Raw genomic sequence first — 24,005 nt, 5'->3', positions numbered from 1 at the left:
TCAGGATTTTTCGGGAACGTGTGTGTCGTGCGCAGGCGGGGCCGTCGGCTCGGTTGGCTTCGACGGAAGGGGACGCAGGAAGAGTGCTAGGACGACTACGAGGTAGACGACCCACGCGACGGCTTGGAGGACCGTCGGATCCGGGCGGAAGTTGAAGATTCCGGCGAGGACGGTGCCGTACCAGGTCGACGGGTCGTAGCCGGGTGTCAGGTTGAACGCGAGATTCGAACCGCCCGGAAGCACATTTCCGGTCTGTAGAGCGCGAACACCGTACGAGAGGATTCCGGCGGCTACGACGATGAGGAAGATCGCCGTGTACCGGAAGAAGGTCGTCAGGTTGAGACGGAGGGCGCCGAAGTACATGGCGACGGTCAAGACGGCGGCCAGGAGAATTCCGAGGAGCAGTCCGACCAACGGCCAGGAGCTGCCTGCGGTGTTCTCGGCGTATCCGACCATGAGCAACGCTGTCTCGACGCCTTCACGACCGACCGCGAAGAACGACAGCGACAAGATGGCGACGGGGCCGGCGATCAACGCCTTCTCCATCCCCGCTTTCAGATCGCCGGAAATGTTCTTCGCAGCCGTGCGCATCCACAGGACCATGATCGTGACGATGACGACGGCGACCAGGGAGGCAACGCCCGCGATGATCTCTGCGGTCAGGCCGTCGACCGTCGACGTTCCGTAGTGGATCGCGAAAAAGATGATCGCCACCATTGCGACGGCGATCGCGACGCCGAGCCACACCCATTTGAGTGCATCCCTGCGCTGAGCTTTCACGAGGTAGGCAGCGAGAATCATCACCACGATGCCCGCTTCGAGGCCTTCGCGCAGACCGATCAGGCCACTACCGAATAACTGGGTGGCAACTGATGGTGTGCTCGCGGCAGCGAGTACCGACACGGGCACGGGCGACTCCTGACTGAGTGAGTGCGACAGCTTCTGCCGAACGTATGAGGCTAGGCCAGCCTTAACTCAGAAGAAGATACTCCACAATCGGTGGTGAACCACGCCCTGACCTGTACTTTTGCTGTTCTTTACCAATGGATTCGGGAGTACTTCGCTCGCATGTGGATGATGGAAGGGTGTACCGAACTCCCGCAGCCCGCAGAAGTCCCCGGCGTCTCTCGAGAGTCGTAGCCGCAGTAGCTGCCGGAACAGCCTTGCTGGGCGCAGGCATCGTGGCGTGTGGATCGAACGAACCGAAAGTAGCCATTCCGGAGGGCATACCCCCAGGTAACGGCTCTCCGACGCCACCGATCGACATCAATGCCCCCGGCCGCAGTGCTGATCAACTCGCCGACTGGGCCGCGGGATTGTCGGACGACATCGGGATCGGGACCACGGCACTCGAGGCGTACGGGTACGCCGCTGCGGTCATGGCCGAGACGCTTCCCAGCTGCGGAATCGGGTGGACGACATTGGCCGGTATCGGCAGCGTCGAGAGCCGACACGGGACCTACGACGGTTCGTCGGTCGATGCGTTCGGCCAGGTCGCCCCGACTATTCGGGGAATCCCTCTGGACGGTGGCCCGGGAGTTGCCGAGATCCCCGACACCGACGGCGGGGCGATGGACGGCGATCCAGTGCACGACCGTGCGATGGGGCCCATGCAGTTCATCCCTGAGACGTGGCTCAAATGGGGAGTCGACGCCAACGGCGACGGCCGGGTGGACCCGGACAACATCGACGACGCTGCCCTCACCGCCGCTCGTTACCTGTGTGCACGCGGGGGAGACCTCACTGCCGCTGCCGGGTGGCAGCAGGCGCTCATGGCGTACAACCTCTCGGGCGACTATCTCGCGCTGGTTCGTGATCGCGCGTCGGCGTATTCAGTCGGGGTACGGCCGGACTGACGGTGATCGATCCGCAGGTCGGGCCCGTGACCGCGCGTCGATAAAGAAGCCTTCGGCCCGTGCGGTTAGGCTGTGTGCTGGCACTACAGAGGTGCTGGCACTGCAGAGGCCCAGCCGCGATCGTGGTCCTCTTTCGACCGGAGGGGTCGGAGCCCAAGTGTCAAGCACGCAGAGCGTGCCCCAATGCGAAGCCCATTCGAAGGAGAACCACACAGTGGCCAGTATTGAGCAGGTCGGAGCTCGCGAGATCCTTGATTCACGTGGCAACCCCACGGTTGAGGTCGAGGTTCTGCTCGAAGACGGAAGTTTCGCCAGGGCTGCGGTGCCGTCCGGTGCTTCCACCGGTGAGCACGAAGCCGTCGAACTGCGCGACGGTGGCGCACGCTACGGTGGAAAGGGCGTCGAGAAGGCCGTGGAGGCTGTGCTCGGCGAGATCGCTCCGGCCATCATCGGCATCGACGCAACCGAGCAGCGCACGGTCGACCAGGCGCTGCTCGACGCAGACGGCACCCCGGACAAGTCGCGTCTGGGCGCAAACGCTCTGCTCGGTGCCTCGCTTGCCGTGGCTCGCGCCGCTGCCGAGTCCTCGGGCCTCGAGCTGTTCCGCTACGTCGGTGGCCCCAACGCTCACGTTCTCCCTGTCCCGATGATGAACATCCTCAACGGTGGCGCGCACGCCGACACCGGTGTCGACGTCCAGGAGTTCATGGTTGCTCCCATCGGCGCACCGAGCTTCAAGGAATCGCTGCGCTGGGGTGCCGAGGTCTACCACTCCCTGAAGTCGGTCCTCAAGGAGAAGGGCCTCTCCACCGGTCTTGGTGACGAAGGCGGATTCGCTCCCGACGTCGCGGGCACCAAGGAAGCACTCGACCTCATCACGATCGCCGTGAACAAGACCGGCCTCAAGCTGGGCACCGACGTCGCGCTCGCTCTCGACGTCGCCGCCACCGAGTTCTACACCGATGGCACCGGCTACAAGTTCGAGGGCAAGAACCGCACCGCGGCCGAGATGGCGGCGTTCTACGCCGAGCTCATCGACGCCTACCCGCTCGTTTCCATCGAGGATCCGCTCGACGAAGACGACTGGGACGGCTGGGTCGCACTCACCGATCAGATCGGCAACAAGGTCCAGCTCGTCGGCGACGACCTCTTCGTCACCAACCCCGAGCGCCTCGAAGAAGGCATCGTCAAGGGTGCGGCAAACGCACTCCTGGTGAAGGTCAACCAGATCGGCACTCTGACCGAGACCCTCGACGCCGTCGATCTCGCTCACCGCAACGGCTACAAGACGATGATGAGCCACCGTTCCGGCGAGACCGAGGACACCACCATCGCCGACCTCGCGGTTGCCGTCGGCAGCGGTCAGATCAAGACCGGTGCTCCGGCCCGCAGCGAGCGCGTTGCCAAGTACAACCAGCTGCTGCGTATCGAGGAGAACCTCGGCGACGCAGCACGTTACGCCGGCGAGGTTGCGTTCCCGCGCTTCGCTTTCGAGGCCTGACGGAAATCTAAGATTCAGTAGTGTCTGCACAGCGCGGTAAGCCACGATCCCCCGGCGGAAGTCCGGGGGGTCGTGGTTCCCGTCGTGGGGACACACCGTCGCGTGCGCGTCGTGACAGTGCTCGACGCCCACGCGCGTCGGAACCGGCATCTTCGGTAGATCCGGCAGCAGTTGATTCCGCTGTGACAGACCCCGCGCAACCGGGGGTCTCCGCCGAGAAAGCGTCGGCGCGTGGGTCGAAGTCGGCCCGGGGGAAGAGCGGAACCAACAAGTTCTGGTCTCGGCTTCCGAAGTCGGACAACACCATTTTCGGCTTGTCCACCAGTCGGGCCGTTGTGCTCGCGATGGTTGTGCTCATGCTGGCGCTGACACTGGCAGTGCCGCTGCGTACGTACATCAGCCAGCGTTCGGATGCCGCGCAGGTGGCGGCCGAACGTCAGGTGCTCGAGGAAGAACTGCGAAAGCTGCAGGGCCAGAACGCGCGCTTCGACGACCCTGCGTACATCGAAGCTCTTGCACGAGAACGCCTTCGGTATGTCAAACCGGGCGAGACCCCGTTTCAGGTTCAGCTTCCCGGCGACTACAAGGAACCCGAGAAGAAGCAGGAAAAGGAAACACCGCTGACAGGTCCGTGGTATCGCGATCTGTGGCAAACGATTTCGGAACCGCCAGTGGTTCCCGAGACGACGACACCGGCCCCGATGCCGTTGGCGCCGATAGAGCCAGAAGAACAAGGAGTACCCACCGGGTGAGCAACACGTCCGAAAATTCCCCACAGGTTTCACAAGCGGATCTCGACGCCGTTGCCGCTCAATTGGGCCGTGAGCCACGCGGAGTGATCGAGATCGCGTACCGCAGCCCGGACGGTCAGCCCGGCGTCGTCAAGACTGCCCCCAAACTTCCGGACGGAACACCGTTCCCGACGCTGTACTACCTAACAGACCCGCGACTGACTGCCGAAGCGAGCCGTCAGGAATCCGCCGGCGTCATGCGTGAAATGACCGAACGCCTGACCCAGGATCCGGAACTTGCCGCGGCCTACCGACGGGCATACGAGTCGTACCTTGCCGAACGGGACGCGATCGAATCTCTCGGAACCGACTTTGCCGGTGGCGGGATGCCGGATCGCGTCAAGTGCTTGCACGTGCTGATGGCGCATTCGCTTGCCAAGGGTCCCGGCGTCAATCCGCTCGGTGACGAGTCCGTTGCCTTGGCCGGCCACGGAAAGCTCCGCGGAACTGCAATTCCCGCGGACTGGCCTGGCATCGACGACGCCGACACCGCCGACCGGTGACTCGCCGTGTTGCCGCAGTCGATTGCGGTACCAACTCCATTCGACTGCTGATCGCCGACGTCGGCGCCGACGGCCGTCTGGTGGATGTCCGGCGCGAGATGCGCGTCGTGCGACTGGGTCAAGGTGTTGATGCGACAGGGACATTCGCGCCCGAGGCCATCGAACGCACCCGGGTCGCGCTGGTCGAGTACGCGTCGATGATCGCCGATGCCGGAGCAACCGCCGTTCGAATGGTCGCGACGTCGGCTACTCGCGACGCTGCGAATCGGGAAGACTTCTTCATGATGACGCGGGACGTGCTCGGTGCGGTGATTCCCGGATCCGGAGCGGAGGTGATCACCGGCGACGAAGAGGCGCGACTCTCGTTCGGTGGTGCTGTGGGAGAACTTGATCCGTCCGAGGGCCCCTTTGTGGTAGTCGATCTCGGCGGCGGGTCCACCGAAGTTGTCCTCGGCGTCGCGTCGGGCGTCCAGGCTGCGTACTCCAGCGACATCGGCTGTGTGCGCGTCACTGAGCGGTGCCTACCGTCGGATCCGCCTACGGCAGAGCAGGTTTCCGAGGCGACGGCTTTTGCGACCGCGAAATTGGCCGAGGCATTCGAGGCCGTGCCCGTCGAGAAGGCGCACACCTGGGTGGGTGTCGCTGGAACCATGACGACGCTGGCCGCGATTGCTCAGGAACTTCCGGAGTACGACGCCGAGAAGGTGCACCTGTCGAGGATTCCGTTCAAGCAACTTTTCGAGGTGTGCGAGCGACTTACCGCCATGCCTCGGGTTGATCGCGCTGCCTTCGGCCCGATGCATCCGGGGCGGGTGGACGTCATCGGCGGCGGAGCGATCATCACCACGGTGCTGGCTCAGACATTCGAAGCCAAAGCCGGGATCACCGAACTGGTTGTCAGCGAACACGACATCCTCGACGGCATCGCGATGTCGATAGCTCAGACCCACCCGATAGTCTGATTCCCGACGCACCCGACCAGTCGGGTGCGTCAAGGCCCCCATAGCCCAATTGGCAGAGGCAACGGACTTAAAATCCGTCAAGTGTCGGTTCGAGTCCGACTGGGGGCACCAAGTAGATCCGCCTGCACATTGAATCGGAAAACCCCGCTCGTCCTCTTCGGACGGGCGGGGTTTTTCGTGGAGCAACGACTGACCACCAAGTGGCTACTGGGCCCAGACGGTCGTTCCGGCAGGCGCATTCAGTGTGTTGACGAGATCGATGCCGGCTACGACAGCCGCGCCGCCGCCACCGAGGATCGTTCCGGCGACACCGCCGATTCCTGCTCCTGTTGCGAGACCACCCAGGCACAGTGCCGCAGCGACAGGGAGTCCGACGATGGTCAAGCCCAGCGGAGCGCCGACAGCGCAACCGATTCCGGCGCCGACGATGGTGCCGAGCAGGCTGCCGACCTGAGTGCCGAGACCGAGCTGACTCTGGAAGTGCGCAATCGCCCGATCATTCTCCTCGGGCGAGGCTACCGGCGTCCATTCCTTTGCCGCAGGCGCACTCTCGGGTCGAGGTGTTGCCTTCGCCGAATCGGTGATCGGTGTCAGTGTGAGGGTCTTACCGTCTTCACTGATCGTGCGATCGAAGGGGAACTGCAGATCCCCGAGGTTGTATGCGAGAGGCAGGGAAACAAGGTCGGCTCCCTTGCTGTCCTGCAAGACAACAGACTTGCCGTCGCCGGACACCTTGAACAACCCGGCATCGATGGTGGTGACGATCGACTTGTCGACGATCTTCGCTTCGTAATTCACGTCGGTTGACGGATCAGCTGATGCGATCCCTGTTGATGCTCCGACTGCAGCGACCGCTAGAGCAGTCACAGCCGCCTTCTTGAAGAAACCCATAGTTCAACCCCGTGTTCGCCTGCGTGTGCTCGCAGAAACTCGACAACTTCGGACATTGGTAAACCCCCGACAAAGCCTTCGTATTAAAGCAGACCGAAGTGACAGAAGGGATAGTTGCGCTCGGGCTGACCGGAAGCGGCCGGTGCAATCGAATTTGCAGTGTGCAGTACCAAGATATCGAACGTGTGTGCGAAAATGTGGAGATGCGGCTAACCGAGCGATCCCCGGACCGCTGCGCGAACGGACACCCGCTGACGGCCAATACGTGCCTCGTCGGCTGGGAGGTTTGCGGGTGTGCCTCGACCGAGAATGGCGGGCATCGGACCCATTACTGCAGGCGCTGCGGTGAAACTGTCCGGACGCCAGAGTGTGTCGGCGTGGATCCGCAGAAAAATCGATGGAGTTGAAGGGGTGCCCTGCCTGCTTGGGTGGGGCAACCAGGCAGGGCAGTGGTTGGCCGTCCCTCTCAATACCGACCTACGGCGAACCATTGGCGTTGAAGGTACCCACACTTCGTGACGCGCGCCACTTACGTACCAGTACCTTCGTTAGCCGAGGTCAGTGGTGGCGACGACGGAGGTCACCGACGTCCCCGCGGGGACGTGGTTCATGGAGAAATCGCGGTCCCGGTCAGGGTTGACGACGCTTGCCAGCAGGAGCATGGCGGCGACAAAGAGAACTCCCGCGGTGAGGTAGGCGATTTTCACGGGCAGGCGCGGGCGTCGATCTGAATTCGTGGACATTCACGTTCTCCATCGGTACATGTTGGACGAACGCTTAGTTTAATGATCAACTAATAAAACGGGTCCGAACAGTGACGCAAGATACGAAAAGACCCTCGATCTCGGGGGAAATCGAGGGCCTTTCCGGTCGAACGTCGGTGTCGCCAAGCACATAGCGTCACCGACCCACTATCGGTGTCGAGCGTGACCCCTCATGTCCGACCCCACTTCTCGACACTATCCAGTAACTTGCGACATTGTGGACGATTCGGACATTGTCATTCGGATGGGGGACACCCCGCCCGCGACACCTACTTTCGTCCAGCCGCCCATTTCATTCCCCAGTTGTAGGCCCGATCGAGATCTGACTGACTGCCGTTGATGTACTGAACTTCGCGGGTCACCGTCACGCCCTGACCTGAACTCTGGATGAGAGCGATTGCGCACAACCGCTCCTGGTTGCTGGCCGAATCGAGCCGCACTTCCACCTCGGGGCCGTTGGTGGGATACAGGGTGACGACGCCGTCCACGGCCGCCCAGTTGGGGGCGCCGTCGTAAATCATCGCGAAGATCAGGATTCGCCGGAAAGCGCTTGGGTCACCGAGATTGACGTGCATGTTCTCGCCGCCGGTGTTCGCGCCACTGCGGTCATCGCCGTCGAGGGAGATGTAGGGCGGAGAAGTCAGTGAACCGAAACTGTTGCCCAAGGCCTGAACTACTCCCTTGGACCCGTCGGCAAGTTCGTAGAGGCATCCGAGGTCCAGGTCGACCGCGCCAGAACCTGCGCCGGCGAGTTTGGCGAGGAAACCGGTCTTCTTCGGTGGTGCTCCCTGCGACCAGTTGAGGTTCACCCGCATATTGCCTTGTCGTTCACCCGCCTTCGCGAGGTTGACCGTCGGTGCCGATTTGGTGAGCGTGATCTTGCTCAGGCTGACCGGTGCTTGCGACGGAGTGGACTCGCCGGAACGTCGGGTGTAGTCGATTGCCATCGTGATAGTCCTTGTCTGAACTCGAATGAGTCCGATCGTGTTACCCGTCGAGGAATCTCCACCGACGTGATCGGCGATCTCCGGCCATTGTCCCTCATGTCTGATTTCAACCCATCCGCATCAAACTTGCCGCACCAACTACCGGCAGACCAGTAGTTTGCTGATTACTGTGTCTGTGGGCAGACCTGACTCCGAAATAGGTCGGACGTACTGGTTGGCACCGCAGTGCCTAATTACGAGAGAATTGCTGAGTCGGACGTCCGATTCGAATTGAGTCGTGGGAGCGGGAGGTAAGTGATGTCGGTCCTGTCTCTTCTGCAACCCCACCAGAGAGAAAGATTGACGCCCGCGCAGCGCGATGACGTCACTCGTGAGCAGATAGCCGTCACCTTCGGCGTGCTGCCGTGGGCCGCTGCTGTCCACCTCGTCGTCACACTCGGGCTGACGTTGTATGTGATTCCGCCGGACAGCGGACCGTTGCCGCGCCTGTGGCCATTCCTGTCCGGAGTGATCGGGCTGGTGGGGATGTGCGTCGGTCTCGCCATTCATTTCAACCTGATCGCACCCACGTACCGGATGTCCTACGCGTTTCTCATCGTCGAATTTGCCGTAGTCGGGATCCTGTATTCCTCCCTCGCCCTGGTTCTGTACCCGATCCTGGACGATTCCGGCGATCTGATCCTCACGGCGGCGTCCGCGTCTATCACCGGCGCCGGAGCCGTGGCTACCGCGATGTTGCGGATCGTCGGACTCACCTGGGTCCTGTCGAATCTCGTGATTTTGGGCGTGGCGTTCTGGCTCCAACCGGGGCCCGAGTTCGAACGAATTCTCATCGGATTGATCGTGTACGGAGCAGCTCTGATCGGCGGCACGATAGTGGTCTCGGGCAACCTGGAATCTCGCTACCGAGCCGAGCTGCGCGCAGCATCGGAACGATCGGTTGTGCAGATGCTGCTCGAAGACTTCGAAGGCAACGCCGGGGACTTCGTGTGGGAGACGGACCAGAAAGGCAAATTCAACCGAATCCCGACGCGGCTCGCATCCGAAGCGGGGCTGGACTCCGCCGAGTTGCAGGGAACGGCGTGGCAAGACCTGTTCATGGAGCTGGGCACTCTACGGATCCCCGGCGGAATCGATGCGCTCATGGAGCTGCAGCAAGCCCGCCACACGAAGACCGCATTCGTCGACGTGCTCGTTCCGGTCCGAGTGCACGGTGAAATCCGGTGGTGGCAGATCTCCGGACGCCCGCGCCCCGGCCGCACACCTGACGAGTTCGTCTGGCGAGGAGTCGGTTCCGACGTCACGGAAGTGAAACTGCAGAGTGACGAGATCGTGCGGATGGGTCGCGTGGACGCACTGACCGGCATGCCGAACCGGCACAGCTTCTGGACCGAGCTCGAGCGACTGCTGCGTGATCCGTACACAAGCGAAAGTGGTCTCGCGTTGGCGATGCTCGACCTCGACAACTTCAAATCGGTCAACGACACACTGGGTCACACCGTTGGCGACGCGGTTCTGCGAGAGGTCGCGGATCGCCTGTCCGAAGCCGGCGGAATGTCACAGTTGTTCGCACGTCTGGGTGGAGACGAGTTCGCGATTCTTTTCACCGACATGGGTGACAGTTCGCAAGTTCGTACTCTGCTCGGCCGCTACATCGAAACTCTGCATGAGCCGATCACAGTGGCCGGCACGCGGTTGGAGATCGGATGCAGCATCGGGTACTACCTCCCCGCCGAACTGCCGTCCTCCGCCGACGAAATGATGGGCGCTGCGGACCTCGCATTGTTCGCGGCAAAGGAATCTGGGCGCGGGGCCGTGCGTGAATATCGAGACTCGATGAAGTCCGTGGCCGATCGGCGGGCCCGCCTGCTCGAAGATCTGGGAAACACCGTCGCGGAGAAGGACCTCGAACTCGAGCTGCTGCCCAGGATCGACGTGCTCTCCCGCGAGATCGTGGCCGTGGAGGTCCGCGTGGTCTGGCACAACGCCCGCCTCGGAGCTGTGACGTCCGCCGAATTCATGAGCGTGGCAGACGACACAGGTTTGGCTTATTCACTAGGAACGACAGTCTTCGAGCTGGCGTGCGAGGCGGCGTCGCGTCTTCCTGATCACCTGCGGGTAGCCGTCGCGGTATCGACGCGTCAGCTCGAATCGGAGGCGTTCATCGAGGCGGTCGGCGACTCGCTTCGTCGATCAGATGCCAGGGCAGGGCAGTTCGAGCTCCAACTCGACGAGTCCTCTGTCATTACCGACCAGTCCAGAGCCGCGTTGCATGCCATCGCGGAGATGGGAGTATCGCTGACGGTCGACGAGTTCGGAGCCGGATTCTCCTCCCTTGCATCACTGTCCGGCCTTCCGTTCACGCGAGTGCGCATCGAACGCTCCATTTCCGGTGCGGCGCCCGGCGGGCGGCCGATCCTCGAAGCGCTCGTGGATCTGGTCGACGCACTGGGAATGGAGGTCGTTGTCTCGGGGGTGGACAGCGAGGAGCAACTGAAGGCCGTTGCGGCTGCGGGGGTGCGGACGGTGCAGGGGCGTGCTGCCGGCGAAGTCATGTCTGTCCAGGCAGTGGCGCTGGCGACAGCAGGCCGACGTGGATGACCCGGCGGTGGTACGCAGACGTCGAGTCGTAACCACCGTGCGCAGGCTCGGTCGACGAGGTTCTGACGACCACCTTTCGGATTACGATCGTCACCGACTTCTCAACCGACGCCTGGAGTTCACGTCGCGAGTACTGCCGTGGGCCTTCCTGATCGCTGCTATCGCGCTTTCGACGATCGTGGTGCTTCTGCCGGCAGATACCGGGATGTTCCGCTGGGTATGGCCGAGCGTCGTGGCCGTGTCGAGCATCGCGTTCAGCCTCTATTGGCTGGGGCGCTCGCGGCTGGGGGTTTCGGAGTCGCAGACCACCGAATTGGTTGTACTCACAACCCAGGTCGTCGTGTGGGGGGTCTTGCTCGCGTGCCTGGCGCTGGTGCTGTTCCCGATCCTGGATCCTGGTAACGAATTGGTGCTGACCTCGACATTGATGGGAGGCATCGCAGTCGGCGTTTTCCCGACATTGATGTTTCGCGGATTCACGCTGATATGGATCGGACTGGTTGGGCTTGGGTTGGCGGGGGGATTCTGGACCGAGCCGGAACCCTCGCGCTATGTACTGATCGGGGTGCTGGTCATCTTCGTAGGCTCGCTCTACAGCGGAACTTTGCTGTTGGCCAACCTCTTCGAGAGACGGCTACGCGCCGAACTCGTAGCCGAGGACGAACGAGATCTCGTCGAATTGTTGCTCAACGATCTCGAAGACGGAGCGCAGGATTGGCTCTGGGAAACCGATTCGCGCGGTATCGCCAGTACCGTGTCGTATCGATTTGCCGAGCAGGTCGGTTTACCGGCAGCGCAGATTCGGGGCCGCACCATGCACGAGATCCTGATCGGGATCGGCGCATCTCGAACAGATGCGGGCAGGAAGTCCCTTGATCTTCTCACCGCGAATTTTCAAGCCGGGACGGCGTTTCGGGACCTCACCATGCAAGTTGTCGTACGGGGCGATACTCGCTGGTGGTCGATGTCAGGTCACCCCGCCAGCGGCGACGGGGCGGACTACGGGTGGCGCGGTGTCGGATCCGATATCACGCACTCTTATCACCAGCGTCAAAATATATTGCGACTGGCGGAAGTCGATTCTCTGACCGGGCTCAAGAATCGGTACAGCTTCAACTCTCAGCTCTCGTCGAGGCTTCGGGACGGACGCAGAGTGTGGTTGGCGATTCTGGACCTGGACAACTTCAAGTCGATCAACGACCGGTTGGGACACCACGTCGGAGACGACGTGCTTCGCGATGTTGCGAGCAGGCTGCACAGCGTTCTGCGCTCGAACGAGATCTGTGGGCGACTGGGGGGTGACGAGTTTGCCATCGCCTTCGACGACTCCGCCTTCGACGACTCCGCCTTCGACGACATCGCGAGTGCAGATGAGGTGGAGGAACGATTCCAAACGATTCTCGACTCATTCGAACGACCATTTTCACTGGTCGGCAACCAGATTCGCATTCGTGCCAGTCTGGGGTACGGCTCGATGCCCGACGACGCCGACAGCCTCGAAGACCTGGTGATTGTTGCGGACCTCGCGCTCTACCACGCAAAGGAGAGCGGTCGGAACCAGATTCGCGCCTTCGATGCGACTTTGCGGGATCGTGCGACAGGTCGGGCCAGAGCACTGTTGGATCTTCGTCGTGCGTTGATCGACGAAGAGTTCGAGTTGGTCTATCAACCGCAGGTTTCAGCCGCGACGGGAGTTGTTGTCGGGTTCGAGGCTCTGCTGCGGTGGAACCATCCGACTTCAGGTCTCGTCTCGCCGGGAGACTTCATTTCGGTCGCCGAGGAAACCGGCTTGATCGTGCCGATCGGTGCAGGTGTTTTGCGGGCTGCCTGCACGGCAGCGACAACGTGGCCGGAGGACATTCGGGTTGCCGTCAATGTTTCTCAGGTGCAACTGCGTTCGAGTCGATACGTCGAATCGGTACGCCAGACACTGAACGAGGTGAACCTCCACCCCAGCCGACTCGAGATCGAAGTGACCGAATCGCTGGTCATCGACGACGCCGACCGAGATGTGTTGGTACAGCTCTCGGCGCTCGGAATCGCGATTGCGATGGACGACTTCGGTACAGGGTTCTCCTCGGTTGCCAGCTTGGCCCGGCTGCCGCTCGATCGGTTGAAGATCGATCGGGCGTTCGTCGCACCGCTGGACGCGGATCCCTCGAATTCGAGGTTCGCTGTCCTGCGAGCCGTCATCGCGATTGCCAAATCTCTCGGGCTGGACACCGTTGCCGAGGGCGTGGAGACGGAGAGGCAGCGCGCGATAGTGACGGAGTGCGGATGTGACGTGATCCAGGGGTACTTGGAGGGAATGCCGATACGGGCAGCCGAGATTCCGGACTATTTGAATGAGCGACCAGGCGGTCCGAGCAGGCTGGGTGTCGCGGCTACCACTGAGTGAGAACTTTGCGCCCGTTTTGGCGATCGATGTGTGACGGTACGCCGAAGTGATTCACATCGAACTGCAGAAGGGTGTCTTCGTGGTGGTCGGATCGGCGTACTTCCCAGGGCCGATGTTGGTGGGTAAGAAGGCAGTGGTCACAGGCGGTTCCCAGGGAATCGGCGCAGCGATCGTTCGAGCATTTGCCTCGCATGGCGCGTCAGTTCTGGTTGTGGACATGGCACCGCTGGGCGAGGTCGAATTCGACTCAGCTGCAGGTGGTTCGATCAACCATCTCGAGTACGACGTGCGTGCGCAGGAGGTCCCCGTCGCGTTGACCGAGTTCGCGCCGGACGTTCTGGTGAACAATGTGGGTCATTTCCTGAACCCGCCGACAGCGTTCGCCGGTACGGATCCAGGATTCTGGTCCGAGGCGGGCAACATCAATTTCGATCACGTCGTGCGCCTGACCCATGCCCTGCTTCCCGGCATGATCGATCGCGGAGCCGGTGGATCGATCGTGAACCTGACGACGGTGGAGGCGCATCGAGCGATCCCGGGCCACACCATGTACTCGGCATACAAGGCCGCGCTGACGCAGTTCACCAGAAGTCTTGGTGTGGAGATCGGTCGAACCGGAGTGCGCGTCAACGCCATTGCCCCGGATCTGATCGAGTCGGTACAGGTGCCGTATCGCAGGATCGTCCCTGCCGACGACTGGGACAAGTGGCCGGCATGGGCGCCGTTGGGTGGACCGGGCCAGCCGGTCGACATCGCCGGCCCCGCGCTGTTCCTGGCTTCAGACCTGGCGAGATACATCACCGGAACCGTCATCCACGTCGACGGCGGCTCGCACGCTGCCGGAGGCTGGTTCCCCACCGAAGAAGGCGGCTGGACCAACCGGCCCCGAAAGGCTTGACACATGACAACTTTCAGTCTGAACGTTCCCAATTTCGGCACCACTCTCGCGGAGAACTCCTACGGGAAACTCGTGCAGGTCTGTCAGAGCGCGGAAGCTGCCGGCTTCGACCGGGTCCTCGTCACCGATCATGTGGTGATGGGCTCGGACAACTCGGCATACACGTGGTCGGCGTTCCCCACCGAGCCTGACGCCAACTGGCTCGAACCGCTGACCGTCCTGGCTTTTGTTGCCGGACAGACGAAGACAATTCGCTTGGGGACCGGAATCGTCATCGCGGCGCTTCGCGGGGGAGCGGTACTTGCCAAGACTGCCGCGACACTCGATCTGCTGTCCGGTGGCCGCCTCGACCTTGGCGTCGGAACCGGTTGGCAGCAACGCGAATACGACGCGGTCGGTATGGACTTCGGTAAACGAGGACCGTTGCTCGACGACGCTCTCGCTGTGTGCCGGGCCCTGTGGAGTTCGGCGCCGGCGAGCATCGACACTCCTCGTCTGAAGTTCGACGACGTGTATTGCGCGCCCCGTCCAGCCGCTGGAATCCCGATCTGGGTATCCGGTTCGCTCTCCAAAGCCGTCGTACGACGCGTCGCAACCTGGGGTGACGGGTGGATTCCGATCATGGGCGCCGCGGACGACGACCTACGTGAAGGGATCGATGTCATCGGGAAGGCCATGGCGGATCTCGGACGCGATCCAGCGGAATTGCAGGTCCGTGGGCGACTGACCGTTGTTCGCGGGGCTGACGGTTCGATCGATCTCCCGGCGACGATGATCGGTGCCGAACAGCTGCTCGAATCCGGTGCTACCGATGTGCTGGTCGCGCTGGCAGCTGTTGATCCGGATCCGGACACGGCGATGTCGGAGTTCGGCGAGCTGGTGTCGGCCTTCGCAAAGGTGACCCGATGACTATTGCGTTGAAGCGATAGTTCTATCGTGCGAAGTGTTGTAGTGCAGCCTGATCGAGGAGAGAACACATGACCGAGAGCATCGTCGTGGATACGAGCCTGGAAGGGTTGCTCGATGCCCGGATCAGCTGCCGCGCCTACGAGGACCGTCAGGTGCCACGTGAGGTGATCGAGGAGATCCTTCGGCTGGCGCAGAAGACGCCCTCGTGGTGCAACACGCAACCGTGGCAGGTTGCGATCACCGAAGGAGAGGGCACCGAACGATTCCGCGCCGGCCTCGGTGAGTACGTGATGGCCAACGCCCAGGAGTCGGACTTCGAGTTCCCCCGCGAGTACCAGGGCATCTACAAGTCGCGTCGGTTCGACTGTGCGATGGCGCTTTATTCGAGCGTCGGAATCGAGCACGGTGACCGCGCCGGTTCCGCGGCACAGACGATGAAGAACTTCGAGCTCTTCGGCGCTCCCCACGTCGCGATCATCACCACCGACGAGGCATTGGGCACCTACGGCGCCGTCGACTGTGGGTTGTACGTGAACAGCTTCCTGCTCGCGGCCCAGAGCCTGGGGGTGGCCACCATTCCGCAGGCGGCGCTCGCGGGTAGCTCCAAGTTCATTCACGAGCACTTCGGCATCGACGACACTCGCAAGGTCGTGTGCGCGATCTCGTTCGGATACCCCGATACCGACCACCCGGTGAACGGATTCCGCACCGAACGCGAAACCGTCGACAACGTCGTGCAGTGGATGTCGAACTGATGTGGATGTCGAACTGATCACCTGCACTTCCAGGGATTGAGTGTTGAGCTGATTCACCTGAAAGACTGGTGGCATGTCCGACACACCCGAACTGTTCGATCATCTGCGCCGATTCCCCGATGTCGAGGCACCCAATCTCTTTGCCGTCGACGCGGCTGATCGTCTGATCCTCGACGAGGCCGCCGACGCTCTTGCCGCGGCACCGGCGGGCACCGTCGTCGTGATCGGCGATCACTACGGTGCGCTGACCGCCGGTGTTGCGCTCGTTCACGGAATCGCCGGCGTGCGGGTTCACCAGGATCCGCTCACCGGAGAGTTGGCCCTCGCGAACAATGCGCGCGAACTCGGTTTCAGTGACGCCTTCACCTCCCACGGACTGGACGAGGAGTTGCTCAGCGGCGCCCGCGTCGTGCTCATGCAATTGCCGCGTAGCCTCGCTGAACTTGCCGAGATCGCTCAGCTGATCGCGCTCCACGCCGACCCGGCGGTTCGTGTCTTCGCCGGTGGGCGTGACAAGCACATCACCCCGGCGATGAACAAGGTTCTCGGCGAATCGTTTTCCGACGTCAGCGCCTCGCGTGGGCGTCAGAAGTCCCGCGTACTCAAGGCATCGGAACCGAAGACCGATGTTGCCATCACGTTCCCGATGACCGAACGCCTCGACGAGTTCGACCTCGACGTCGTTGCTCACGGCGCCGTGTTTGCCGGTGCGAGCCTGGACATCGGCACCCGGTTGCTCCTGGAGAACCTCGGAAAGATTGCGGTCGATCCGCTGAGCGACGTGATCGATCTGGGTTGTGGCAGCGGCATTCTCGCGGCGGCGATCGCGCGTAAGTTCCCGGATGTCCACGTGATCGCAACGGATCAGTCCTCGGCAGCCGTCGCTTCCGCTCTGGCGACCGCAACTGCTAACGGCGTCGGCGATCGGGTGAGCGGCCTGCGCGACGACGCCGTGAGTTCGTTGCCCAGTGCGAGTGCCGATCTGGTTCTGTTGAACCCGCCGTTCCACGTCGGCGCGGCGGTGCACACCGGCGGAGCACTCAAGATGTTCGAAGCCGCCGGTCGCGTCCTGCGTCCGGGTGGCGAGTTGTGGACTGTTCACAACGCGCATCTGGGGTATCGCGAACCGCTGAAAGCCGCGGTGGGTCCGAGCGAGGCGATGGCGAAGAACGCGAAGTTCATCGTGATGAAGTCGGTCAAACCGTCCTAGTATCGAAGAGTGTTGATCTTCCGGAAATGCGCCGGGAACTACAACCGACGCTTCGACGTTGTAAATTACGAGTGCTTTACTTTTAGTTAGGTACACGGACCGTGTCGGAAACTCGGATCCGTACGGCGAACCCGCGACGCACCCGTCGTAGGCCACCACGATGAAGGGATGATCACGGTGCGCACCACCAGCAACCCGGTGTTCCGCAATCTGCCCAAGCAAGAGGGCAACGGATACGCCTCGTTCGGATCTGCGACGGCGGGCGCCTCGCAGGCAACCCAGCAGTTCGGTCAGCCGCAGTACGCTCCGGCCGAGCCGTACCAGACCGGTCCCACCTCGCGGGCCATGACGATCGACGACGTCGTCACCAAGACGGGCATCACGCTCGGTGTGCTGACGATCTCGGCACTGGTGTCGTACTTCCTCGTCAACAACAACGCCGACCTTGCAGCCCCGCTGGTCATCGGCGGCGGTCTCGTCGGCCTCGTTCTGGTTCTGGTCGCGACGTTCGGTCGCAAGATGGACAACCCGGCAATCGTGTTGGCGTACGCCGCGGCCGAGGGCCTGTTCCTCGGTGCGCTGTCGTTCATGTTCACCTTCCAGCTCCAAGGCGCTGACGCATCGATGCTGATTGCGCAGGCGGTCCTCGGAACCTTCGGTGTGTTCTTCGGCATGTTGGTCGTCTACAAGACCGGTGCGATTCGGGTGACCCCTCGTCTGACGCGAATGATCATCGGTGCGTTGATCGGTGTTGTCGTTCTGGCGCTCGGTAACCTCGTCGCGAGCTTCTTCACCGAGGGTGGACTGGGACTGCGTGATGGTGGAACCGTCGCCATCATCTTCAGCCTCGTCTGCATCGGCATCGCAGCCTTCAGCTTCCTGCTCGACTTCGATGCCGCTGATCAGCTGATCCGCGCACAGGCGCCCGAGAAGGCAGCCTGGGGCGTCGCATTCGGCCTCACCGTCACCTTGGTCTGGCTGTACGTCGAGATCCTGCGTCTGCTGAGCTACTTCAACAACGACTAGTTCTCGAGTCGTTCCGTAACACGAAGAAGGGCCCCGCGAGGGGCCCTTCTTTTGTCGTCTGTGGGCGGTTACGGTGCTTGGATGCCTAGCAACTGCTTGGTTTGGAGCGAAGGGGAGCGAATGTCGACAAACACCACCGAACCCGTGCTGGTGGCGGATGCCGGAGCAGTGCGAACGCTGACCTTCAACAATCCGGGCCGCCTGAACGCTTTCGATGCGGCCGGCTTTCGAGCGTTGACCAAGGCGCTTGACGACGCGGCGTCGGACGAGGCCGTGGCCGTGGTGATCGTCGAGGGCGCAGGCAAGGCATTTTCCAGTGGCGTCGACCTACGCGCACTCGCCGAACCAGGCGCAGACAACGCCGACTTCGGCCACGCATTCACGCCGCTGATCGTCGCGCTGGTGGAGTTCCCGAAGCCCTTGATCGCCGCGGTACACGGCGCTGCCGTCGGTATCGGCCTGACCATGCTGCTTTACTGCGACGTCGTCTACGTTGCCGAGGACGCACGTCTGCGGGCACCGTTCACGTCGCTGGGTACAGCTCCCGAAGCTGCCAGTAGTTGGTTGCTGCCCAAGGTGATCGGAACACAGCGCGCCGCCGAGCTGATCCTGTCGGCCCGGTGGCTCAGCGGCATCGAAGCTGCCGCCTACGGACTGGCGACCGCTGCCCTACCGGCCGACCAGGTACAGGCACGTGCCCGCGAGAGTGCCGAGCAGATTGCCGCCAACATCGGACCGGCAGTCCTTGCCGCCAAGCGACTGCTCCGCCACGGTTGGGCCGACGACGCCCGCGCCGCTGTGCAGCGTGAGGACGACGCTGCCCGAGCGTTGATTCGCGAGTTGGGGAGTTTTGCTCGGAAATTCACGACTACCTGAAACACGACCACACGAAAGCGGCCGCCCGGCAGAAGCCGGGCGGCCGCTTTCGACGTGCTCAGGGGATCAGCTGAGGCGCTCGATCACCATTGCCATGCCCTGTCCGCCGCCGACACACATGGTCTCGACGCCGAAGGTCTTGTCCTGCTCCTGCAGGTTGTTGATCAGGGTGTTGGTGATGCGGGCACCCGTCATACCGAAGGGGTGACCCAGGGCGATCGCGCCACCGGAGATGTTGAGCTTGTCCTCTTCGATGCCTAGTTCGCGAGCGGATCCGAGGACCTGCACGGCGAATGCCTCGTTGATCTCGAACAGGTCGATGTCGGAGATCGACTTGCCGGCGATCTTCAGGGCGTTCTTGACGGCCTGGATCGGGCCGAGGCCCATGATCTCGGGGGACAGGCCCGAGACGCCGGTGGAGACGATGCGAGCGAGCGGGGTCAGGCCGAGTGCCTTCGCCTTGGTGTCGGACATGATCACCAGTGCGGCTGCGCCGTCGTTGAGTGGGCAGGCGTTGCCGGCGGTGACGGTGCCGTCGGGGCGGAAGACGGGCTTGAGGCCGCTGATGCCCTCGTAGGTGGTGCCGGCGCGGGGGCCGTCGTCCTTGGAGACGACGGTGCCGTCGGCGAGGGTGACGGGCGTGATCTCACGCTCGAAGAAGCCGCGAGCGATGGCTTCCTCGGCGCGGTTCTGGCTGCGAACTGCCCAGCGGTCCTGGTCTTCGCGGGTGATGCCGGTGGCCGAAGCGACGTTCTCGGCGGTCTGGCCCATGCCCAGGTACACGTCGGGGATCAGGCCTTCTTCGCGAGGATCGGTCCAGGCGACTCCACCCTCGGCGAGCTTGGCGCTACGAGCCTGCGCTGCGTCGAAGAGCGGGTTCTTGGTGTTGGGTAGGCCGTCGGCGTTGCCCGTGATGAAGCTGGAGACGGACTCGACGCCGGCGGAGATGAAGACGTCGCCCTCGCCTGCGCGGATGGCGTGCAGTGCCATCCGGGTGGTCTGCAGCGAGGAGGAACAGTAACGGTTGACCGTCACACCGGGGAGGAAGTCGTAGCCGAGCTGAACGGCGACGACGCGGGCGATGTTGAAGCCCGACTGGCCGGCGGGCTGGCCGCAACCGAGCATGAGGTCGTCGATCTCGGTGGGGTCGAGCTCGGGGATCTTTGCCAACGCGGCGGCAACCATCTGAGTTGCGAGGTCATCCGGGCGGATGTCCTTGAGCGAACCCTTCATTGCGCGGCCGATGGGCGACCGTACTGCTGAGACGATTACTGCCTCGGGCATGAAAACTCCTTTTGTGTACTGCTCGTGGGCGGCTTGAAACGCCGTCGAGCAGGGCAAGTTGAATGCAGCTTCGACTTACAATTTACGTTGCCGCTCCCAGATGGTGGTCACGCAGTCTCACTCAGTTGACGTCGGGGCGCTGAACTGCGGGTTTGGTGCGTCTCGCGAAGGCTTTCCACTGGGTTGCCGCTGCCGTCAGTCGGGCCGCGACGGTGCGAGCTTGCGCCGCCTCCGAGACATGGGGGAGTTCGGGTAGCGGGCCACCCTGCCACTCACCCAGAGCCGACGCGAGAACCGGGACGATCTGCTTCGCCGCGAGTTCGTAGCCGGCCGCCGACGGGTGGAAACGATCAGCCGAGAACATCGTGTCGGGCGAGGCCAGGAATTCCTTGGCCAGCAGGTCGGCTAGTGGAACGGGATGACCCCCGGCGTTTCTGGTCGCGGACGCCTGGGCGAGCGCGAGACGATGACCCCATTCACGCACCACGGAGCGCAGTGGTTGCGGGATAGCCGTGACCACCCCCAGATCCGGGCAGGTGCCGACAACAACGACGGCGCCACTCTCGCGTAGCCGTCGTACCGCGTCGCCGAGGCGTTTTGCCGAAGCATGAATTGCGTTCTTCGCCGTGACGTCGTTGGCGCCGATCAGGATCACGGCAGCATCCGGGGGAGGGCCGGCGACGAACATGGCGTCGACCTGCCCACTCAACCCGCGTGAGGTGGCGCCGCCGATGGCCTTGGTGCTCAAACGGATTCGCTTCCCGGTTTCACTCGCAAGCAGCTTCGCGACCTGCACACCCGGAACTTCCGACGCCGTCAGCGCGCCGACGCCGGCCGCAGACGAATCGCCGAAGATCATCAAGTGGAGATCGAAGGGCACGGCCCGCCACCAGAGTTCCGGGTTGTCGGCGCCGGGTGCGTACACCCCGTCCGCCTCGGGTGGCTTGGCGATATTGCGACCGATCACCCCGCGGGCCGCCCCCGCCTGCGACATCAGATAGTTGTAGCCCAACCAGGAGAGCGTGCCTGCACTCGATCCGGCCACCACCGTGGCCACCGACGCTTTCAGTCCGGTTCGACTCACACTTGCCAATCTAGCCGGATTGCACCACCTTCGCCCGACGTCCGCGCGCACCGTTTTCTTTCATCTGGGAACATGGACGAATGCGCATCGCGGAACACGTCGTCGACCTCATCGGCAACACCCCACTCGTCAAGCTCACGTCCGTCACGGGCGAAAACTTCGGCACGGTGGCAGCCAAGGTCGAATACCTCAACCCTGGCGGTAGCTCCAAGGACCGCATCGCCGTCAAGATGATCGACGCAGCCGAGGCTTCGGGTGAACTGAAGCCTGGCGGCACCATCGTCGAGCCGACTTCGGGCAACACCGGAATCGGCTTGGCACTCGTGGCGCAAAAGCGTGGATACAAGTGCGTTTTCGTCTGCCCAGACAAGGTCAGCGAAGACAAGCGCAACGTCCTGCGTGCCTACGGCGCCGAGGTGGTCGTGTGCCCCACGGCCGTCGCACCGGACAACCCGAACAGCTACTACAGCGTCTCCGACCGCCTCACCCGTGAGATCCCCGGCGCCTGGAAGCCCAACCAGTACTCCAACCCGGGCGGACCGGAGAGCCACTACGAGACCACCGGTCCCGAGATCTGGGCCGACACCGACGGCAAGATCACGCACTTCGTCGCGGGCGTCGGCACCGGCGGCACCATCACCGGCACCGGCCGCTACCTCAAGGAAGTTTCGGGCGGCAAGGTCAAGGTCATCGGCGCAGACCCCGAAGGCTCCGTCTACTCCGGTGGCACCGGTCGCCCGTACCTGGTCGAAGGCGTCGGCGAAGACTTCTGGCCGTCGGCATACGACCCGTCCATCCCGGACGAGATCATCGCCGTCTCGGATGCCGATTCCTTCGAGATGACGCGTCGCCTCGCCCGCGAAGAGGGACTGCTGGTCGGCGGTTCCTGCGGTATGGCCGTCGTCGCTGCCCTCGAAGTAGCCAAGCGCGAAGGCCCCGACGCTCTGATCGTCGTCCTCCTCCCGGACGGCGGCCGCGGCTACCTGTCCAAGATCTTCAACGATCAGTGGATGGCGTCGTACGGATTCCTGCGCACCCCACTCGACGGCAAGACCAACGTCCCCACCGTCGGCGATGTCCTGCGCGGGAAGTCGGGCGAGCTGCCGGACCTCGTTCACACTCACCCGTCGGAGACTCTGCGCGACGCGATCGAGATCCTGCGCGAGTACGGCGTGTCCCAGATGCCCGTCGTCGGTGCAGAACCGCCGGTCATGGCAGGCGAGGTCGCCGGAAGCGTGTCCGAGCGAGATCTGCTGAGCGCGGTATTCGAAGGCCGTGCGCACCTTGCGGATTCCGTCGAGAAGCACATGAGCAAGCCGTTCCCGCTCATCGGTTCCGGCGAGCCGGTCTCGGCTGCCACGAAGGCGCTCGGTGACACCGACGCACTCATGGTCGTCGACGACGGCAAGCCGGTCGGTGTCATCACGCGCCACGATCTCCTGGGTTTCCTGAGTTCGGATTCCTGAGTACGGATTCCTGCGCCGGTGCCGGCGCCATTAGGCTGGGGACCATGAGTGAGCAACGCAGCAAGGCCGACAACATCAGCTGGCAGGGTTTCTCCACGAAAGCGGTGCATGCGGGTTACGAACCCGATCCGCTGACCGGTGCGGTCAACGTGCCGATCTACGCAAGTTCCACCTTCGCCCAAGACGGCGTCGGTGGAATGCGCAGTGGCTTCGAGTACGCACGAACGGGCAACCCCACCCGTCGCCCGCTCGAGGCGAACCTTGCCGCGCTCGAATCCGGAACCTACGGCCGAGCGTTCAGTTCGGGAATGGCGGCCACCGACTGCCTGCTCCGTTCGGTACTTCGACCGGGCGATCACCTGGTCATCCCCGACGACGCGTACGGCGGAACCTTCCGTCTCATCGACAAGGTGTTCACGCAGTGGGGGATCGAGTACACCCCGGCTCCGGTGTCCGACGTCGATGCGGTGCGCGCGGCGATGAAGTCCAACACCAAGCTGGTCTGGGTCGAGACGCCCACGAACCCGCTGCTCAATATCGGTGACATCGAGCTCCTTGCCGAGGTCGCCCACGAGGGCAACGCAAAGATCGTGGTGGACAACACCTTCGCGTCGCCGTACCTGCAGCAGCCGCTGCAGCTCGGTGCCGACATCGCGCTGCACTCCACGACCAAGTACATCGGCGGACACTCCGACGTGGTCGGTGGCGCTCTCGTCTGCAACGACGAAGAACTGGACACCGCGTTTGCCTTCCTGCAGAACGGATCCGGCGGCGTTCCCGGCCCGTTCGACGCGTTCCTGACGTTGCGCGGAATCAAGACACTGGCGCTGCGCATGGAGCGTCACAGTGACAATGCGGAGAAGGTCGTCGAATTGCTCGACGGCCACCCCGCGGTTGCCGGCGTCATCTACCCGGGCCTGGCTTCGCATCCGTCGCACAAGGTCGCGGCCAAGCAGATGCGACGCTTCGGCGGCATGATCTCCGTCCGCCTCAAGGGCGGCAAGGCGGCAGCTCTCGACCTGTGCTCGCGCACCGAGATCTTCACGCTGGCAGAATCTCTCGGCGGCGTCGAATCCCTCATCGAGTTCCCCGGCGCGATGACCCACGCCTCGACGGCCGGTTCCGCTCTCGAGGTTCCCGACGATCTGGTTCGCCTGTCGGTCGGCATCGAAGACGCTTCCGACCTGGTCGGCGACATCGAGCAAGCGCTGTCCTGATCGTCGCTCTACAGTAATTCGACTTCGAATCTGCAGTGCGCCTTCACACCTCACGAGGGTGTGGAG

21 protein-coding genes and 1 tRNA gene are annotated in these 24,005 nt (G+C 63.1%); 16 read left to right on the top strand and 6 right to left on the bottom strand.

Going from position 1 to position 24,005, the window contains the following annotated elements:
* Positions 1-903 carry an iron uptake transporter permease EfeU gene (gene efeU, locus H7C86_RS00590; RefSeq protein WP_021345071.1) on the bottom strand — a complete coding sequence of 301 codons (903 nt, stop codon included), beginning with the start codon at positions 901-903 and terminating at the stop codon, positions 1-3.
* A 140-nt stretch (positions 904-1,043) separates the two neighbouring features.
* On the opposite strand from efeU, the gene H7C86_RS00585 reads away from it, so the two are divergent.
* The 6 genes from H7C86_RS00585 (at position 1,044) to H7C86_RS00560 (ending at position 5,724) form a co-directional block, all read left to right on the top strand.
* Positions 1,044-1,856, top strand: coding sequence for a lytic transglycosylase domain-containing protein (locus H7C86_RS00585; protein ID WP_182260922.1), 813 nt, complete (start codon positions 1,044-1,046; stop codon positions 1,854-1,856).
* Between the two features lie 214 nt (positions 1,857-2,070).
* Positions 2,071-3,357 (top strand): phosphopyruvate hydratase, encoded by a 1,287-nt coding sequence (eno, locus tag H7C86_RS00580; RefSeq protein WP_019744628.1) that lies wholly within the window; start codon positions 2,071-2,073, stop codon positions 3,355-3,357.
* A 20-nt stretch (positions 3,358-3,377) separates the two neighbouring features.
* Entirely contained in the window at positions 3,378-4,109 is a 732-nt protein-coding gene (locus H7C86_RS00575; RefSeq protein WP_042952506.1) for a septum formation initiator family protein, read from the top strand.
* Positions 4,106-4,651 (top strand): DUF501 domain-containing protein, encoded by a 546-nt coding sequence (locus H7C86_RS00570; RefSeq protein ID WP_020908542.1) that lies wholly within the window; start codon positions 4,106-4,108, stop codon positions 4,649-4,651. Before H7C86_RS00575 ends, H7C86_RS00570 begins: the two co-directional genes overlap by 4 nt.
* On the top strand, positions 4,648-5,613 hold the full coding sequence (locus H7C86_RS00565; RefSeq protein WP_182260921.1) for a Ppx/GppA phosphatase family protein: 966 nt from the start codon (positions 4,648-4,650) through the stop codon (positions 5,611-5,613). Before H7C86_RS00570 ends, H7C86_RS00565 begins: the two co-directional genes overlap by 4 nt.
* A gap of 34 nt (positions 5,614-5,647) precedes the next feature.
* Positions 5,648-5,724: transfer RNA gene (locus tag H7C86_RS00560), tRNA-Leu, on the top strand.
* 93 nt (positions 5,725-5,817) lie between these two features.
* Here the strand turns inward: H7C86_RS00560 and H7C86_RS00555 are convergent.
* The 3 genes from H7C86_RS00555 to H7C86_RS00545 form a co-directional block, all read right to left on the bottom strand.
* Positions 5,818-6,504, bottom strand: a complete 687-nt coding sequence (locus H7C86_RS00555) for a hypothetical protein (RefSeq protein ID WP_029255863.1) — start codon at positions 6,502-6,504, stop codon at positions 5,818-5,820.
* A gap of 548 nt (positions 6,505-7,052) precedes the next feature.
* Positions 7,053-7,247 carry a hypothetical protein gene (locus H7C86_RS00550; RefSeq protein ID WP_020908540.1) on the bottom strand — a complete coding sequence of 65 codons (195 nt, stop codon included), beginning with the start codon at positions 7,245-7,247 and terminating at the stop codon, positions 7,053-7,055.
* Positions 7,248-7,537: 290 nt separating this feature from the next.
* Positions 7,538-8,215, bottom strand: coding sequence for a tellurium resistance protein TerA (locus H7C86_RS00545; protein ID WP_007728823.1), 678 nt, complete (start codon positions 8,213-8,215; stop codon positions 7,538-7,540).
* A gap of 297 nt (positions 8,216-8,512) precedes the next feature.
* Here H7C86_RS00545 and H7C86_RS00540 point away from each other — a divergent pair, with 297 nt between their 5' ends.
* From H7C86_RS00540 to H7C86_RS00505, 8 genes are all read left to right on the top strand, one after another.
* On the top strand, positions 8,513-10,816 hold the full coding sequence (locus H7C86_RS00540; RefSeq protein ID WP_223257895.1) for a bifunctional diguanylate cyclase/phosphodiesterase: 2,304 nt from the start codon (positions 8,513-8,515) through the stop codon (positions 10,814-10,816).
* On the top strand, positions 10,809-13,214 hold the full coding sequence (locus H7C86_RS00535) for a bifunctional diguanylate cyclase/phosphodiesterase (protein WP_182260920.1): 2,406 nt from the start codon (positions 10,809-10,811) through the stop codon (positions 13,212-13,214). Before H7C86_RS00540 ends, H7C86_RS00535 begins: the two co-directional genes overlap by 8 nt.
* 46 nt (positions 13,215-13,260) lie before the next feature.
* Positions 13,261-14,112 carry an SDR family NAD(P)-dependent oxidoreductase gene (locus H7C86_RS00530; RefSeq protein ID WP_133727846.1) on the top strand — a complete coding sequence of 284 codons (852 nt, stop codon included), beginning with the start codon at positions 13,261-13,263 and terminating at the stop codon, positions 14,110-14,112.
* A 3-nt stretch (positions 14,113-14,115) separates the two neighbouring features.
* Positions 14,116-15,021 (top strand): TIGR03619 family F420-dependent LLM class oxidoreductase, encoded by a 906-nt coding sequence (locus tag H7C86_RS00525; protein ID WP_046378941.1) that lies wholly within the window; start codon positions 14,116-14,118, stop codon positions 15,019-15,021.
* 68 nt (positions 15,022-15,089) lie between these two features.
* Entirely contained in the window at positions 15,090-15,776 is a 687-nt protein-coding gene (locus tag H7C86_RS00520; protein WP_020908534.1) for a nitroreductase, read from the top strand.
* Between the two features lie 73 nt (positions 15,777-15,849).
* Positions 15,850-16,986: a class I SAM-dependent methyltransferase gene (locus tag H7C86_RS00515; RefSeq protein WP_182260919.1), complete on the top strand. Its 1,137-nt coding sequence runs from the start codon at positions 15,850-15,852 to the stop codon at positions 16,984-16,986.
* A 177-nt stretch (positions 16,987-17,163) separates the two neighbouring features.
* Positions 17,164-18,012 (top strand): Bax inhibitor-1/YccA family protein, encoded by an 849-nt coding sequence (locus tag H7C86_RS00510; RefSeq protein ID WP_020970268.1) that lies wholly within the window; start codon positions 17,164-17,166, stop codon positions 18,010-18,012.
* 120 nt (positions 18,013-18,132) lie between these two features.
* A complete protein-coding gene (locus H7C86_RS00505; RefSeq protein ID WP_182260918.1) occupies positions 18,133-18,888 on the top strand; it encodes an enoyl-CoA hydratase/isomerase family protein in 756 nt (251 codons plus the stop codon).
* 66 nt (positions 18,889-18,954) lie between these two features.
* Here H7C86_RS00505 and H7C86_RS00500 read toward each other — a convergent pair whose 3' ends face one another.
* Together H7C86_RS00500 and H7C86_RS00495 are read right to left on the bottom strand one after the other, a co-directional pair.
* Entirely contained in the window at positions 18,955-20,172 is a 1,218-nt protein-coding gene (locus tag H7C86_RS00500; protein WP_019744600.1) for an acetyl-CoA C-acetyltransferase, read from the bottom strand.
* 121 nt (positions 20,173-20,293) lie between these two features.
* Positions 20,294-21,265, bottom strand: coding sequence for an SGNH/GDSL hydrolase family protein (locus H7C86_RS00495; RefSeq protein ID WP_046378939.1), 972 nt, complete (start codon positions 21,263-21,265; stop codon positions 20,294-20,296).
* A 71-nt stretch (positions 21,266-21,336) separates the two neighbouring features.
* On the opposite strand from H7C86_RS00495, the gene H7C86_RS00490 reads away from it, so the two are divergent.
* Both H7C86_RS00490 and H7C86_RS00485 read left to right on the top strand, forming a co-directional pair.
* Positions 21,337-22,722 carry a cystathionine beta-synthase gene (locus tag H7C86_RS00490; protein WP_003943292.1) on the top strand — a complete coding sequence of 462 codons (1,386 nt, stop codon included), beginning with the start codon at positions 21,337-21,339 and terminating at the stop codon, positions 22,720-22,722.
* 44 nt (positions 22,723-22,766) lie between these two features.
* The gene (locus H7C86_RS00485; RefSeq protein ID WP_003943272.1) at positions 22,767-23,939 is read left to right on the top strand and encodes a cystathionine gamma-synthase; all 1,173 of its coding nucleotides are present in this window, start codon (positions 22,767-22,769) and stop codon (positions 23,937-23,939) included.
* The last annotated feature ends 66 nt before the right edge of the window (positions 23,940-24,005 follow it).

It is taken from the genome of Rhodococcus sp. UFZ-B548 (genome assembly GCF_903819475.1).
GTDB classification, from domain to species: Bacteria; Actinomycetota; Actinomycetes; order Mycobacteriales; family Mycobacteriaceae; genus Rhodococcus_F; species Rhodococcus_F erythropolis.
The sequence above is the reverse complement of the archived record's forward strand: the minus strand, read 5'-3'. Positions and strand labels throughout refer to the sequence as shown.